This window comes from Mycobacterium novum (genome assembly GCF_010726505.1).
In the GTDB taxonomy this organism is placed as follows: domain Bacteria; phylum Actinomycetota; class Actinomycetes; order Mycobacteriales; family Mycobacteriaceae; genus Mycobacterium; species Mycobacterium algericum.
The window spans coordinates 1,398,934-1,413,128 of record NZ_AP022562.1 but is presented as its reverse complement, the minus strand read 5'-3'; the positions used below and the strand labels follow the sequence as shown (position 1 = coordinate 1,413,128).

The following is a 14,195-nucleotide window of genomic DNA, read 5'->3' as shown; positions in this document are numbered from 1 at the left end:
GGTTCAGCCGGGCGCCGGGTCGTCGGGCTTCTCCCAGGTGTGCGGCAGCATCGGCGCCGCCGGGCCCGCGGTACTGTCGGTCAGGGTGGTCAATCCCGTTACCGCAGAACCTGTCTCGTGTGGAACGGTGCCCCGGAACCCCAGCTGGCCCGCGCCGCTGGCCGACGCCGCGATCCCGCCGGGGTCGAGGTATTCGTAGCGGTTGCCCGGATCGGTCAGGGTCTCGCGCTGTCGGCGTCGCCGCGCCTGACTGGCCGTCGCAGTGGTCGCCGCCGCGGCAGCGGGCGCCTGCGACCGCTGGGCCGCCGCGGGCGCGGCGACGCGCATCTTCGCCGCCGCCCCGTAGGACGGTCCGGCGCCGACCAGGTACGGGAATGCCGCCGTCTCGGCGCCGGTGATCGGCGGCGGCATCACCGGGACGCCGCCACCGACGGTCGCCGCCGGTGCCAGGGTGGGCGGGGCCATAGCCGGGGGAGCCGCCGGCGCGGGGGCCGGCGGGGCCGCCAGGCCGGCTGGAGCGGCGGCGACGGGCAACGGTGGAGCCGGGGCGGGCAGCGCCGGCGCTGCCGGAACGTTGATCCCGGCCAAGCCGGCCAGGCCGGCGACACCGGCGAAGCCGGCCAGCGGTGACGCGGGCGCGACCAGCGCGAGCATGGTCTCGGTCAGCGACGTCACGGCCGGCGCTATCCCCAGCACGATCTCGCCCGCGTAGTGCGGCGCGATCGTCATCAGCACCGGGTCGCTGATCAGGCTGACGAGCGGGTTGTTGCCGGCAAGATCGGCCTGGATGGCCTCGTTGATCTCGGCGATCCGAGTCGTCCACCAGCTCTGCTGGTAGATGTTGCCGAAGTCCTGGGTGGGGGCCTGGTCGGACCGATGCTGGTGGTCGCGGTGCTGCGGGGTATCGGGGTTGAGCACCGTCGGGGCGGTCGACGCGGCCGGAGCGGACGCCACCGCGGCGCCCGCCACGGTCTGATACGTCGACATCGTGGTGGCCGCCTGCACCCACATCCGGGTGTAGTCGGCCTCGTTGAGGGCGATCGGAATGGCGTTGATCCCGAAGAAGTTCGTCGCCACCAGCACCGCGTGAATGGCGTGGTTGGCAGCCAGTTCGGCCAGCGTGGGCATCGTGGCCAGCGCGGAAGTATAGGCGGCGGCGGCGGTTTGGTGTTGGGTGGCCAATGCCATGGCATCGGCGCCAGCTTTGCTCAGCCAGGCCAGATACGGAACATTCGCTGCCACATAGGATTCCGCACTGGGGCCCTGCCAGGATCCGGCCTGCACCGCGGAGAGCATGGCGGAGAGTTCCTGTGCCACCTCCGTGTATTCGGCGCTCAACGCGTCCCACATGCCGGCGGCCGCCAGCAGCGGGCCCGGGCCCGGACCGTTGCTCAGCAATGCCGAGTACACCTCCGGTGGTGACGCCATCCAGATCGGCTCCGTCATTGCTGCCTTCCCTGACCCGTTAATAATCGAATCTTAATCCTCAAATCGCGATTATTTCCTGGAAGATTCCTCTGAATGCGTGCGAATAAGGTCGATATCGTCCGCATTCATGGACTCAATGGTGCGCTGGCGCACGCCCGCACCAGAAAGCCGCTCATGATCAGGCTCCGGACCAACTCGAGCTGCTGGGCGGCAGTCAGCCCGGGTAGTTCACCGACCCGGAATGACTCGGTGGCATCGGACAGAAACCGCATCGCGGCTTCATGATCGGGGCGGGCGCTGACGACCAATTGGGCGAACTGCAGGCCGACGCCGTCCACCGTCCGGGTCACCCGGGAATAGAGTGGCTGCTGCTTGCGCACCAGGGTGTCGGCATCGATCCCGACGGTGTCGGCGACCTGTCCGACCACCGGGCAGCGGGCGCGGCGCACCAGCAGATCCTGCATGGCGCCAAGGCCTTCCGCCAGCGCAGCGGGGGTCTCGACCGCGGCGAGCGCATCCCGGACCACCGCGCCCAGGCCGGCTTGCAGCTGTGGGTCGTCCAAATGCCTTGCGGGCAGCCGGGTGTGCACGACGTCGTCGCGCAGGCTCAACAGTTGCAGCGTGTGAGTCAGCAGCGTGAGCACCGTCGGCACGTGGATACCCACCGTCAGATGAAGCGACGACTCCGACGTCGTCTCGGCCGAATGCACCCGCCCCCGAGGCACATACAGGGTGTCCCCGGCGCTCAGGTGCAGGCTGGTGGGCTCGGGCGGGCCGGCCGGATCGACCTCGTGCAGCTGCTGCATCAGGTGCGGCGGTATCGGCTCGTCGCCGTAGAAGTACCAGGTCTTGTGGCCCTGGATCTGCAGCACCAGCACGTCGTGGTGGTCGTAGTGCGGCAGGAAACCCACGGCGGACGGCGGGGTGACGTAGGCGTTGACGTGGGTCGGGAAATTCAGTTCGACCTCGACGCCGTGGGTCAGCGTCGACATCGGGCGCAGGTACTTCTCGATGTTGTTGCAGATGATCGTGTAGCCGTTCTCCAGCTCCGCGTGGATTCGGCCCAGGTCCAGGGTGCCGTCGGCGAGCGTGTACTGCTCCGGGGCCAGATGGTCGGCTCCGCGCACCAGCCGCACCGCGGACGGCTCGGTGCGCAGCGACTCCAGCAGCTGCCCGGCCGTCGCGAGCCCGGACAGCCCGTCGAAGTAGTCGGCACGGTCCCGGCCGATGTGATGCAGCGCGGCGCCCCACAGCTCGTCGAGGAAGGTCTGCACCGTCACCGGCGCCAGCAGCCAGGCGAGCGGGAACTCGAAACCTGGGAACACTCCGTAGCCATCGTCGGCCGACACCGGCACAAAAATACACCTGCGACGGCCAAGTGTTAACCCAGCGAGTGCGGGCCAATACCGCTGTATCGATCCTCACATACTGACGAACATCGATTTAAGTTCCTCAGTTGTGGCATGGGAGTTGCGCTGGCTACAGTCGGCGAATGCCCCGTCAGTGCGCTGAGAGCCGAACCCATCGCCCCGTTCGCCACCCCGGCAGTCGAGTGGTGGGCGCCGCGACATCGGTAGGCACGTTCCTGGCGCTGGGACTGAGCCCGGTCGCCACCGCGCCGGCCCGAGCCGACTTCGACGACCTGTTCTCGCTGGATCAGTTCTTCGACGATTTCGCGCTGGCCGACCCGGGCGCGACCGCCGGGGACACGCTGGATCTCGGCCAGGTGGGCACCGACATCTATACCTGGACATCGGTCGTGGAGGTCGTTTTCGCCGGGCTGGTCCAGAATCAGCTCTACGCCACCATCCACGACCTGGGCACCTTGTGGATGATGGGTCCCGGCGCCTTGATCGACCCGATCATCAACCCGCTCTTCGCTTTTGACGGCGCCTGCGGCCTGATCTGCGACGGTGTCGACGGAACCGTCGACCACCCCGACGGCGGCGACGGCGGTTGGCTGTTCGGCGACGGCGGCAACGGCTACGGCGCGGGCAGCGACGAGAACATCGCCGCGGGGGTGACCGGCGGCGACGGCGGCGACGCGAAGATGATCGGCAACGGCGGCTGGGGCGGGGACGGCGGCGCCAGCGGCGACGGCGGCGTCGGGGGGACCGGTGGGTGGCTGCTGGGCAACGGCGGCGAAGGCGGCTGGGGCGGTGACGGCCTGGACAGCATCACCGGCCCGGCGGGCGACGGCGGTACCGGCGGGCTCGGCGGCGACGCCATCTCATTGTTCGGCGCCGGCGGTCGCGGCGGGGACGGCGGCGACGGCGGCTGGGGCAACGGCGGCGGCGACGGCGGCCACGGCGGTGACGCCGGCGATGGCGGAAACGGGGTGGCCGGCTTCGGTGGCCCGGGCGGGTCCGGCGGTTACGGCGGCAACGGCGGCGCCGGCACCGAGGATCACCCCAGCGGGGGCAACGGCGGGGACGGCGGCGCGGCCGGCAACGCCGGCGACCTGGTGTTCATGGGCAACGCCGGGCCGGGAGGCTTCAGTGCCCCGGGTGGTAACGGCGGCGACGGCCTGGCCGGTTCGCCGGACGGCGACGGCGGCAACGGCGGCCATGGTGGCGACGGCGGCGCCGGCGGCTACGGAGGTGTCCCCAGCCACGGTCGGGCGGCCGGCGCCGGTGGAAACGGCGGTGCGGCCGGGTCGTGGTCCGCCACGGCCGGCAACGGTGGCGACGGCGGTGACGGCGCCGTGGGCATGCTCGGCCACCCCTACGCCGGCGAGAGCGGCGCCGGCGGCAAGGGCGGCACCGGTGGGGCCGGTGGTGCCGGTACGGCCGATCATCCCGACGGCGGAACCGGGGGCCTCGGCGGAAACGGCGGTGACGCCGGTAGCGGCGCCGCCGCGACCGCCGGCGGCGCCGGGGGCACCGGCGGTGCGGGCGGCGCTCCCGCTGCCGGCGGAGCGGTCGGTCCGGGCGGAGGCGGTGGTGACGGCGGAAACGGCGGCGATGGCGTCGAGGCCGGCGCGGCCGGTGCGGCGGGCGCCGGTGGGCCCGGCAACCCGGACGGACCCCCGGGGCAGCCGGGCGCACCCGGCACGGAAACGGGGTGACGCGCCGCCGGCGTCAGGCCCGGTCCAGCAGCAGGGTGTGCGCCACGCCGGCGCGCCCGAGCAGTTGGCGCCACGGCGACTTCAGCAGCCCGGCGGCTTCGCCGGTCGGCACCACCCGCGGGTTGGTGACGGCAAAGGTCTTGCCACCCATCTTGGCTCGCCCGCCGTTGGCGGCCTGCAGGTTCTTCACCCAGTCCCGGCCGGTGCCGTAGGGCAGCAGCACCGCGACGCCGTCGGCGGTGTGGAACATCGAGACCGGGGTGCGGTACGTCGCACCGGAGCGACGGCCGGTGTGCTCGATGATCGACCACATCGGCACCCAGCCCGAGATCGGGCGGAACAGCGGATTGGTCACCACCCGGTTGAACCGGGCGCGCCGCTCGGAGAACTGCATCCTCAGTCCAGCCTGGTCAGCAGCACCGCCTGCTCGAACGGCAGCCGCGCGAAGACCGCCTGGGCCCGGCCGCGCACGTGCTGCGCCGCCTCGGCTTTGGTGACCACCTGCGGGTTGCTCACCGCGAAGGTCTTGCCGTGGCGGCGCATTCTGCCGCCACCGGCGGCGATGATGTTCTTCAGCCAGTCCCGGTCCGGGCCGTAGGTGAGCAGGATCGCCACCCCGTCGTCGGTGCTGAACACGCTCAGCGGGGTGCGGTAGGGCTTGCCGGAGCGTCGGCCGACGTGCTCGAGGATGCCGAATGAAGGCGCCCAGCCGGCCCACATCCGCTGGATCGGGTTGGTGACATGCCGGTTGAACCGGGCCAGCCGTTGCGGTAGTTGCATGATGGTCATCCAACCCCGAGCGCACGATCACCTCAACCCCCGTCAACTACACCCTGTAGTCGGCGGAGCCGCGCGAGCTGGGACACTGGTCGTCGTGGTGAGTGCGGATCGTGTCACGGCGGCATCCGCGCGGCTGTTCGAGCAGGCCTGCGCGGTCACCCCAGGCGGGGTGAACTCACCGGTCCGCGCCTTCGCCGCCGTCGGCGGCACCCCGCCGTTCATCGACCGTGCCCAGGGCTGCTGGCTCACCGACGCCGACGGCAACCGCTACGTCGACCTGGTCTGCTCCTGGGGCCCGATGATCCTCGGCCATGCCCATCCGGCGGTCGTCGACGCGGTCCGTGAAGCCGCCGGCCGCGGTCTGTCGTTCGGGGCGCCGACGCGCACCGAGACCGAGCTGGCCGCCGAGATCATCGCCCGGGTGCCGGCGGTGAGCAAGATCCGGCTGGTCAACTCCGGCACCGAGGCCACCATGAGCGCGTTGCGGCTGGCCCGCGGCGTCACCGGCCGGCCCAAGGTCGTCAAGTTCTCCGGCTGCTACCACGGCCACGTCGACGCGCTGCTGGCCGACGCCGGCTCCGGGGTGGCCACCCTGGGGCTGCCGTCGTCGCCGGGCGTCACCGGTGCCACCGCCGCCGACACCATCGTGTTGCCCTACAACGACGTTGCCGCGGTGCGCGCAGCGTTCAGCGAGTTCGGCGACCAGATCGCCGCGGTCATCACCGAGGCCAGCCCCGGCAACATGGGCGTGGTGGCGCCGGCGCCCGGCTTCAACGCCGAGCTGCGGGCGATCGCGAGCGAACACGGAGCGCTGCTGATCGTCGATGAGGTGATGACCGGCTTCCGGGTCAGCGCCAGTGGCTGGTACGGGCTGGATCCGGTGGATGCCGACCTGTTCACCTTCGGCAAGGTGATCAGCGGCGGATTGCCGGCCGCGGCGTTCGGCGGCCGGGCCGAGGTGATGGACCGGCTGGCACCGCTGGGCCCGGTCTATCAGGCCGGCACGCTGTCCGGGAACCCGGTGGCGGTCGCCGCCGGGCTGGCCACGCTGCGGGCCGCCGACGCCGACGTCTACGCCGCCCTCGATGAGAACGCCGACCGGCTGACCGCGCTGCTGTCGCAAGCGTTGACCGACGCCGGTGTGCCGCACCAGATTCCGCGCGCCGGCAACATGTTCAGCGTGTTCTTCGCCGAGCAGCCGGTCACCGATTTCGCCACCGCCAAGGCCAGCCAGACCTGGCGGTTCCCGGCGTTCTTCCACGCGTTGCTCGATGCCGGCGTCTACCCGCCCTGCAGCGCCTTCGAGGCCTGGTTCGTCTCGGCTGCGCTCAGCGACGAGGCGTTCGAACGAATCGCCGCGGCACTGCCGGCCGCCGCGCGCGCCGCCGCCACCACCGGAGAGCCGAAACCCTGATGCAGACCCGCATACACCTGATCCGCCACGGCGAGGTCCACAATCCCGACGGCATTCTCTACGGCCGCATCCCCGGCTTCCGACTCTCCGAGAAGGGCCGTGCGCAGGCCGTCGCCGCCGCCGAGATGCTGGCCGATGCCGACATCGTCGCGGTCATCGCCTCGCCGCTGCAGCGCGCCCAGGAGACCGCCGCGCCGATCGCCGCCCGACACGACCTGCCGGTCGACACCGACGACAATCTCATCGAGTCGACCAACGTCTTCGAGGGCAAACGGGTTTCACCCGGTGACGGCGCCTGGCGCAACCCGCGGTACTGGTGGCAGCTGCGCAACCCGCTCACCCCGACCTGGGGCGAACCGTATGCCGAGATCGCCGCGCGGATGGCCACCGCGGTGGACAAGGCACGGTCCCGCGCCGCCGGTCACGAGGTGGTGTGCGTCAGCCACCAGCTACCGGTGTGGACGGTGCGGCAGCACCTCAGCGGCAACCGGCTCTGGCACGACCCGCGCCGGCGCCAGTGCGACGTGGGTTCGGTGACCACGCTGATCTATGACGGTGATCGGCTGGTCGACGTCGACTACCGTGTCCCGTCCGGCGGCTGACGATGCGGGCGGTGCTGATCGCCGGGGTGGTGGCGGCCGCCCTGGTCTCAGGCTGCTCGACCGGTGACGACGCCGTCACCCACGGCGGCACCTTCGAGTTCGTCTCGCCCGGCGGCAAGACCGACATCTTCTACGACCCGCCGGCCGATCGTGGGAAGCCCGGCCCGATCTCCGGGCCCGACCTGATGGACCCGTCGCGCACCATCGGCGTCGACGACTTCGCCGGCAAGGTCGTGGTGCTCAACGTGTGGGGGCAGTGGTGCGGTCCGTGCCGCACCGAGATCTCCCAACTGCAGCAGGTTTACGACGAGACCCGCTCCCAAGGAGTGGCGTTCCTGGGCATCGACGTCCGCGACCCCGAACCGCAGGCGCCTCGTGACTTCATCACCGACCGCAAGGTCAGCTATCCGTCGATCTACGACCCGGCGATGCGCACCATGATCGCCTTCGGCGGCCGGTTTCCGTCATCGGTCATCCCGGCGACCATGGTGCTCGACCGGCAACACCGGGTGGCTGCGGTGTTCCTGCGCGAGGTGCTCGCCGAAGACCTGCAGCCGGTAGTGGCACGGCTGGTCTCAGAAAGCGTTGAAAGCGCTGAAAGCACCGGGGCGCCGCAGTGAGCAGCCTGACCGCGATCGCCACCACCGGCCCGCTGCTGCTGGCCGTCGCGGTGTCGGCGCTGGCCGGACTGGTGTCCTTCGCCTCGCCGTGCGTCGTGCCGCTGGTGCCGGGCTACCTGTCGTACCTGGCGGCGGTGGTGGGTATCGACGAGACACCGGAGCCGGGCACCCTGAAAGCTCCACCGGCCGCCCGGTGGCGGGTGGCGGGGTCGGCGGCACTGTTCGTCGCCGGGTTCACCGCGGTGTTCCTGCTGGGCTCGATCGCCGTGCTCGGCATGACCACCACGCTGATCAGCAACCAGGTGCTGCTGGAGCGGATCGGCGGTGTGGTAACCATCGCGATGGGACTGGTGTTCATCGGCTTCGTGCCGGCGCTGCAACGCCAGGTCCGCTTCAACCCGCGGCAGCTCTCGACGGTGCTGGGCGCGCCGCTGCTGGGAGCGGTGTTCGCGCTGGGCTGGACACCGTGCCTGGGGCCGACCCTGACCGGGGTGATCGCGGTCGCCTCGGCCACCGACGGCTCCGGCGTGGCCCGCGGGGTGGTGCTGGTGATCGCCTACTGCCTGGGGCTGGGCATCCCGTTCGTGGCGCTGGCCTTCGGCTCGGCCAGCGCGGTGGCCGGACTGGGCTGGCTGCGCCGGCACACCCGGACCATCCAGATCCTGGGCGGGGTGCTGCTGATCGCGGTCGGATTAGCGTTGGTCACCGGCGCCTGGGGCCAGTTCGTGGCCGCGGTGCGTGACGGGCTGGTCTCCGATGTCAGGCTGCCGATCTGATGGTCGCATCACCCCCGCGAGCAGACACCAAAGCCCCCAAAACGGCGCGCTTCAAGGGGCTTTCGCGCCTGCTCGCGCTGCTACGCAACACCTGGCGCGCGCTGACCTCCATGGGCACCGCGCTGGTGCTGCTGTTCCTCCTCGCGCTGGCCGCCATCCCCGGCGCGCTGCTGCCGCAACGAAACCTCAACGCCGCCAAAGTCGACGAGTACCTGGCGCTGCACCCGGTGATGGGGCCGTGGCTCGACGAGTTGGAGGCGTTCGACGTCTTCTCCAGTTTCTGGTTCACCGCCATCTACGTGCTGCTGTGCATCTCGCTGGTCGGCTGCCTGACCCCGCGGACCCTCGAGCACCTGCGCAACCTGCGCGCCACCCCGGTCCCCGCGCCGCGCAACCTGGCCCGGCTTCCCAAGCACGCCGAGGCGCAGCTGGTCGGCGATCCCGACGAGCTCGGCGCCGAGCTGGCCGGGCGGCTGCGGGGCTGGCGGCGCATCACCCGCACCCCGGAAGGCACCGTCGAGATCTCCGCGGAGAAGGGGTATCTGCGCGAGTTCGGGAACCTCACCTTCCATTTCGCGCTGCTGGGCCTGCTGGCCGCGGTCGCGGCCGGCCGGCTGTTCGGCTACGAGGGCAACGTGATGGTCATCGCCGACGGCGGTCCCGGGTTCTGTTCGGCGTCACCGGCGGCGTTCGACTCGTTCCGCGCCGGCACCACCGTCGACGGCACCCGACTGCACCCGATGTGCATCCGGGTCCACGACTTCGACGCCAACTACCTGGACTCCGGGTTGGCCACCGCGTATACCGCGCACATCGACTACCAGGTCGGCGATGATCTGAGCACCGACCAGTGGCGCCCGTACCTGCTGGAGGTCAACCATCCGCTGCGGGTGGGCGGCGTGCGGGCCTACCTGCAGGGTCACGGCTATGCGCCCACCTTCACCGTGGTCTTCCCCGATGGGCAGACCCGCACCCAGACGGTGCAGTTCCGTCCCGACAACCCGCTGACCCTGCTGTCGTCGGGCGCCATGCGATTCGACCCGCCGGCCGGGACCTATCCCGATCCGAGTGAGCGGCGCAAACACCAGATCGGGATCCAGGGGCTGTTCGCGCCGACCGAGGAACTCGACAACAAACTGCTGTCGTCGGCGTTCCCGGCGCTGCGCGATCCCGCCGTGGCCATCGACGTCTACCGCGGTGACACCGGCCTGGACACCGGCCGTCCGCAGGGACTGTTCACGCTGGACTCCCGGCTGATCCACCAGGGCCGGATGACCAAGGTGGCCCGGTCCAACCTGAAGGCCGGTGAGCACATCCGCCTCGACGACGGCACCCTGGTGCGGTTCGACGGCGCGGTGCCGTTCGTCAACATCCAGGTGTCCCACGACCCGGCCGACATCTGGGTGCTGGTGTTCGCGATGACGATGATGGCCGGCCTGGTGGTGTCGCTGGTGGTGCGCCGCCGCCGGATCTGGATCCGGATCACCGCGGAGCCGACGCGGCAGGCCGGTACCGTCAACGTCGAGCTGGGCGGCCTGGCACGCACCGACAACTCCGGCTGGGGTGACGAGTTCGAGCGACTGACCACGCGATTGCTGGCCGGGTTCGACACCGGCAAGGAGGACTAGATGAATAGCACCCATATCGACGTCGGGCTGGCACGCTACTCCGATTGGGCGTTCACCTCGGCGCTGATCGTGCTGGTGATCGCGCTGCTGCTGCTGGCCGTCGAACTGGCCTACAGCCGCGCCCGCAGCTCCGCCGGGGCCGAGCTGGCACCGGCCGGGAAGGTCAGCGCCGACAGCGCCACCCCCGGGGTGGTGGTGCCGGCGTCCCGGCGGCCGTTCGACGAGCGGGTGGGCCGGGCCGGGCTGGCCCTGGTCTACCTGGGCATCGCGCTGCTGCTGGCCTGCATCGTGTTCCGCGGCGCCGCCACGCTGCGCCCGCCGTGGGGCAACATGTACGAGTTCATCAACCTGACCTGCTTCTCCGGCCTGCTGGCCGCCGCGGTCGCGCTGCGCCGCCCGCAATACCGCAGCCTGTGGGTGTTCGTGCTGCTGCCGGTGCTGATCCTGCTCACGATCTCCGGGCGCTGGCTTTATGCCACCGCCGCCCCGGTGATGCCGGCGCTGCAGTCCTACTGGCTGCCGATCCACGTGTCGGTGGTCAGCATCGGCTCCGGAGTGTTCCTGGTCGCCGGGGTGGCCAGCATCCTGTTCCTGGTGCGATCGACGCGGCTGAGCGACCCCGACGCGCCCGGTGCGCTGGCCCGGATGGTGCGCCGGTTGCCGGACGCGCAAACCCTGGACCGCATCGCCTACCGGACGACCATCTTCGCGTTCCCGGTGTTCGGTTTCGGCGTGATCTTCGGCGCAATCTGGGCCGAAGGTGCCTGGGGCCGCTACTGGGGCTGGGACCCCAAGGAGACGGTCTCGTTCGTCGCCTGGGTCATCTACGCCGCCTATTTGCATGCCAGGTCGACGGCCGGGTGGCGCGATTACAAGGCGGCTTGGATCAACGTCGCCGGCTTCGTGGCGATGATTTTCAACCTGTTCTTCGTCAATCTGGTGACGGTGGGACTGCACTCGTATGCCGGAGTCGGCTAACACTGCTGACAGAAAGCGTTAGGGCGGCTGCGCTACCCTGCGCTTACTGCCCACCGACTCGACCCAACTGATGGGGGAGATATCAGTGTCCGACCATGCACCGGGTGACGCCACCCAGGGTCACGAGATGACGGATCATCCGACCACCCAGTTCCGGCCGTATCAGCAGGTCACCGGGGCGGACGAGGCCCCTGGCGGTGATCCGGACACCGGCTCGTTGCAGCAGCGGAACGAGGGCGCTGATGGTGCTGATGGTTCGGTGACCCGGTCCTTCGGCGGCTTCCGCACCGAACGCCGGTTCGCCGAACCGCTTGACCCGTGGCCGGCGCCCGCCGAGACCCAGTCCCAGCAACAGCAGTGGAACCCCGGACAGGCGACCTGGGTGCCGCAGCCGATGGACAACCCGCCGCCGGTCTACTACGGCGGTCAGGCCGGCGGCCCCGGTGGCCCCGGCGGCGCGGGAAGCGCCCCGTATCGCCCGGCGGAGCCCATCGCGCCGTTCTCGGATCTGTCCACCACCTCACTCTTGCGGCAGGTCAAGCCGCCGCCGACGTCGGGCTGGCGCCGGCTGCTCTATGTGCTGTCCGGGCAGTTGATCAATGTCGGGGAGAGCCCGCGGACCGCCCGCTACAACGACCTGGTGGTGCAGGTCAACCGGCCGCTGCAGGGCTGTCACCGGATCGCGGTGCTGTCGCTGAAGGGCGGCGTCGGCAAGACGACGGTGACCGCGACCCTGGGTGCCACCTTCGCCTCCATCCGCGGCGACCGGGTGGTGGCCGTGGACGCCAACCCGGACCGGGGCACGCTGAGCCAGAAGGTGCCGATGGAGACCCCGGCCACCGTGCGCCACCTGCTGCGCGACGCCGACGGCATCCAGCGCTACAGCGACGTCCGCAGCTACACCAACCAGGGGCCCAGCCGGCTGGAGGTGCTGGCCTCGGAGACCGATCCGGCGGTGTCGGAGGCGTTCAGCGCCGAGGACTACGCCCGCACGCTGCAGGTGCTGGAACGGTTCTACAGCCTGGTCCTCACCGACTGCGGCACCGGCCTGATGCATTCGGCCATGTCGGCGGTGCTGTCCAAGGCCGACACCATGATCGTGGTCAGCTCCGGCTCGGTCGACGGCGCACGCAGCGCGTCGGCGACGCTGGACTGGCTCGACGCGCACGGCCACGAGGAGCTGGTGCGCAACTCGATCGCTGTCATCAACGCCGTGCGGCCGCGGTCGGGCAAGGTCGACATGCAGAAGGTGGTCGACCACTTCTCCCGGCGGTGTCGCGCGGTGCGACTGGTGCCGTTCGACCCGCACCTGGAGGAGGGCGCCGAGATCGACATGATGCGCCTCAAGCGCGAGACCCGCGAGGCCCTGGTCGAGCTGGCCGCCGTGGTCGCCGAGGCGTTCCCGGGCGACGACCGGTTCAACCAGCACTTCGTGTAGCGCGCTACGGCTGGTTATCGCCCTGGCTGAGTTTCCACAGGAAATCCGGGTCATCGTCCGGCCCGATCACGCGCGTCTTCGGCCGCGAACGGCTGGCGCGCAGGCCGAGGTAGACCAGTGTCCCCAGGGCCAGGATGAGGAGCAGGTAGAGCACTCGCGACACCTCCTGGCGCCGAATATACCGTTAGCGGCTCCGAAGCCTCGCTGAGCCGACAGTAGGCTTGATGACCGTGACACAGGGTGGACCCCGGATGGGTCGTGCGGTAATCGATGTGGCGGTGTACACGGCTGCCCGGCTGGCGCTGGTGGTGGTGCTGAGCGCGGTGATCTACGGGCTGGGGCGGCTGATCGGCCTGAGCGACTTCCCGCCGATCATCGCGATGCTGTTGGCGCTGATCATCGCGCTGCCGTTGGGTATGTGGATCTTCACCCCGCTGCGCCGGCGCGCCACCGAGAGCATGGCCGCCGCCGGCGAGCGGCGCCGGCGCGATCGTGCGGATCTGCAGGCCCGGCTGCGCGGGGAGTGAGTTTTCCCGTTGATGCATCGCATCAACGGGTTTCACTGGGGGACGGACAGCGCCACCGCCTCCACCACCGCCCACACCAGCATCGTCAAGCCGGTGTCGCGCAGCACCGGGATCAGCGCGACACCGCCCTGCCCGGAGCGCACCGGGGCGATGGCCCGCAGCGCCAGCGGCGCGGCGATGAATCCGGCCGCACACCACGGCGTGGCCCGCATCAGCGCGAATGTCAGCAGGCCGGCCATCGCGACCAGCAGCTGAAACAGCACTCTCGTGCGGGCGTCGCCGAGTCGCACCGCCAGCGTGATCTTGCCGGCCGGTTCGTCGCTGGCGATGTCGCGCAGATTGTTGGCCACCAGCACCGCCGACGACAGCGCGCCGACACCGACCGCCAGCACCACCCCGACCCAGTCCACCCGCAGTGCCTGGGTGTACTGGGTGCCCAGCACCGCGACCAGGCCGAAGAACACGAACACCGCGATCTCGCCGAACCCGGCGTAGCCGTACGGCCGTGATCCGCCGGTGTAGAGCCACGCCCCGGCGATACAGGCCGCGCCGACGGCCAGCAGCCACGGGGCGCTGACCAGCGCAAGCGCCAGCCCGGCCAGCGCGCCGACCGACAGCGCGACGATCGCCGCCGTCAGCACCGCGCGCGGCGTGGCCAACCGCGAGCCGACCAGCCGCAGCGGGCCGGTTCGGTCGTCGTCGGTGCCGCGGACGCCGTCGGAGTAGTCGTTGGCGAAGTTCACCCCGATGATCAGCGCCACCGCGACCGTCAGCGCCAGCAGCGCCTTCCACCACACCGCGGCGCCCAGCCAGGCAGCCGCGCCGGTTCCGGCGACCACCGGGGCGATCGCATTGGGCAGGGTGCGGGGACGCGCGCCTTCGATCCACTGTGCAAAGCTGGCCCTTTCAGACATGGGCACGATCCTTGCACGCGGGA

At 70.7% G+C, this 14,195-nt stretch carries 15 protein-coding genes; 9 read left to right on the top strand and 6 right to left on the bottom strand.

The window, feature by feature from the left end:
• Positions 1–3 precede the first annotated feature (3 nt).
• Positions 4–1,446: a PPE domain-containing protein gene (locus G6N19_RS06490; protein ID WP_193466015.1), complete on the bottom strand. Its 1,443-nt coding sequence runs from the start codon at positions 1,444–1,446 to the stop codon at positions 4–6.
• A 107-nt stretch (positions 1,447–1,553) separates the two neighbouring features.
• The gene (locus G6N19_RS06485) at positions 1,554–2,783 is read right to left on the bottom strand and encodes a JmjC domain-containing protein (RefSeq protein WP_193466014.1); all 1,230 of its coding nucleotides are present in this window, start codon (positions 2,781–2,783) and stop codon (positions 1,554–1,556) included.
• A 137-nt stretch (positions 2,784–2,920) separates the two neighbouring features.
• On the opposite strand from G6N19_RS06485, the gene G6N19_RS21555 reads away from it, so the two are divergent.
• On the top strand, positions 2,921–4,495 hold the full coding sequence (locus G6N19_RS21555; protein ID WP_158019422.1) for a PGRS repeat-containing protein: 1,575 nt from the start codon (positions 2,921–2,923) through the stop codon (positions 4,493–4,495).
• 13 nt (positions 4,496–4,508) lie between these two features.
• Here the strand turns inward: G6N19_RS21555 and G6N19_RS06475 are convergent, their stop codons facing one another.
• Both G6N19_RS06475 and G6N19_RS06470 read right to left on the bottom strand, forming a co-directional pair.
• The gene (locus G6N19_RS06475) at positions 4,509–4,889 is read right to left on the bottom strand and encodes a nitroreductase family deazaflavin-dependent oxidoreductase (protein ID WP_013827462.1); all 381 of its coding nucleotides are present in this window, start codon (positions 4,887–4,889) and stop codon (positions 4,509–4,511) included.
• 2 nt (positions 4,890–4,891) lie between these two features.
• Entirely contained in the window at positions 4,892–5,275 is a 384-nt protein-coding gene (locus tag G6N19_RS06470; RefSeq protein WP_193466013.1) for a nitroreductase family deazaflavin-dependent oxidoreductase, read from the bottom strand.
• Between the two features lie 85 nt (positions 5,276–5,360).
• Between G6N19_RS06470 and hemL the strand changes: the two genes are divergently transcribed.
• The 7 genes from hemL to G6N19_RS06435 all read left to right on the top strand — a co-directional run bounded on the left by hemL (position 5,361) and on the right by G6N19_RS06435 (position 12,731).
• On the top strand, positions 5,361–6,689 hold the full coding sequence (hemL, locus tag G6N19_RS06465) for a glutamate-1-semialdehyde 2,1-aminomutase (protein ID WP_408632488.1): 1,329 nt from the start codon (positions 5,361–5,363) through the stop codon (positions 6,687–6,689).
• Positions 6,689–7,291: a histidine phosphatase family protein gene (locus tag G6N19_RS06460; RefSeq protein WP_013827465.1), complete on the top strand. Its 603-nt coding sequence runs from the start codon at positions 6,689–6,691 to the stop codon at positions 7,289–7,291. The genes hemL and G6N19_RS06460 overlap by 1 nt, the downstream gene beginning before the upstream one ends.
• A 2-nt stretch (positions 7,292–7,293) precedes the next feature.
• A complete protein-coding gene (locus G6N19_RS06455) occupies positions 7,294–7,911 on the top strand; it encodes a TlpA disulfide reductase family protein (protein WP_193466012.1) in 618 nt (205 codons plus the stop codon).
• Positions 7,908–8,687: a cytochrome c biogenesis CcdA family protein gene (locus G6N19_RS06450; RefSeq protein WP_193466011.1), complete on the top strand. Its 780-nt coding sequence runs from the start codon at positions 7,908–7,910 to the stop codon at positions 8,685–8,687. The genes G6N19_RS06455 and G6N19_RS06450 overlap by 4 nt, the downstream gene beginning before the upstream one ends.
• Before the next feature lie 110 nt (positions 8,688–8,797).
• The gene (locus G6N19_RS06445; protein ID WP_232062665.1) at positions 8,798–10,315 is read left to right on the top strand and encodes a cytochrome c biogenesis protein ResB; all 1,518 of its coding nucleotides are present in this window, start codon (positions 8,798–8,800) and stop codon (positions 10,313–10,315) included.
• Positions 10,316–11,293 (top strand): c-type cytochrome biogenesis protein CcsB, encoded by a 978-nt coding sequence (gene ccsB / locus G6N19_RS06440; RefSeq protein ID WP_193466009.1) that lies wholly within the window; start codon positions 10,316–10,318, stop codon positions 11,291–11,293. It abuts the gene before it with no gap.
• A 79-nt stretch (positions 11,294–11,372) separates the two neighbouring features.
• Positions 11,373–12,731 carry a nucleotide-binding protein gene (locus G6N19_RS06435; protein ID WP_408632487.1) on the top strand — a complete coding sequence of 453 codons (1,359 nt, stop codon included), beginning with the start codon at positions 11,373–11,375 and terminating at the stop codon, positions 12,729–12,731.
• A gap of 4 nt (positions 12,732–12,735) precedes the next feature.
• Here G6N19_RS06435 and G6N19_RS06430 read toward each other — a convergent pair whose 3' ends face one another.
• Positions 12,736–12,885, bottom strand: a complete 150-nt coding sequence (locus G6N19_RS06430) for a hypothetical protein (RefSeq protein WP_013827471.1) — start codon at positions 12,883–12,885, stop codon at positions 12,736–12,738.
• Between the two features lie 97 nt (positions 12,886–12,982).
• Between G6N19_RS06430 and G6N19_RS06425 the strand changes: the two genes are divergently transcribed.
• On the top strand, positions 12,983–13,258 hold the full coding sequence (locus G6N19_RS06425) for a DUF4229 domain-containing protein (RefSeq protein WP_041316946.1): 276 nt from the start codon (positions 12,983–12,985) through the stop codon (positions 13,256–13,258).
• A 32-nt stretch (positions 13,259–13,290) separates the two neighbouring features.
• Here the strand turns inward: G6N19_RS06425 and G6N19_RS06420 are convergent, their stop codons facing one another.
• Entirely contained in the window at positions 13,291–14,172 is an 882-nt protein-coding gene (locus G6N19_RS06420; protein WP_193466007.1) for a 1,4-dihydroxy-2-naphthoate polyprenyltransferase, read from the bottom strand.
• Between the last annotated feature and the right edge of the window lie 23 nt (positions 14,173–14,195).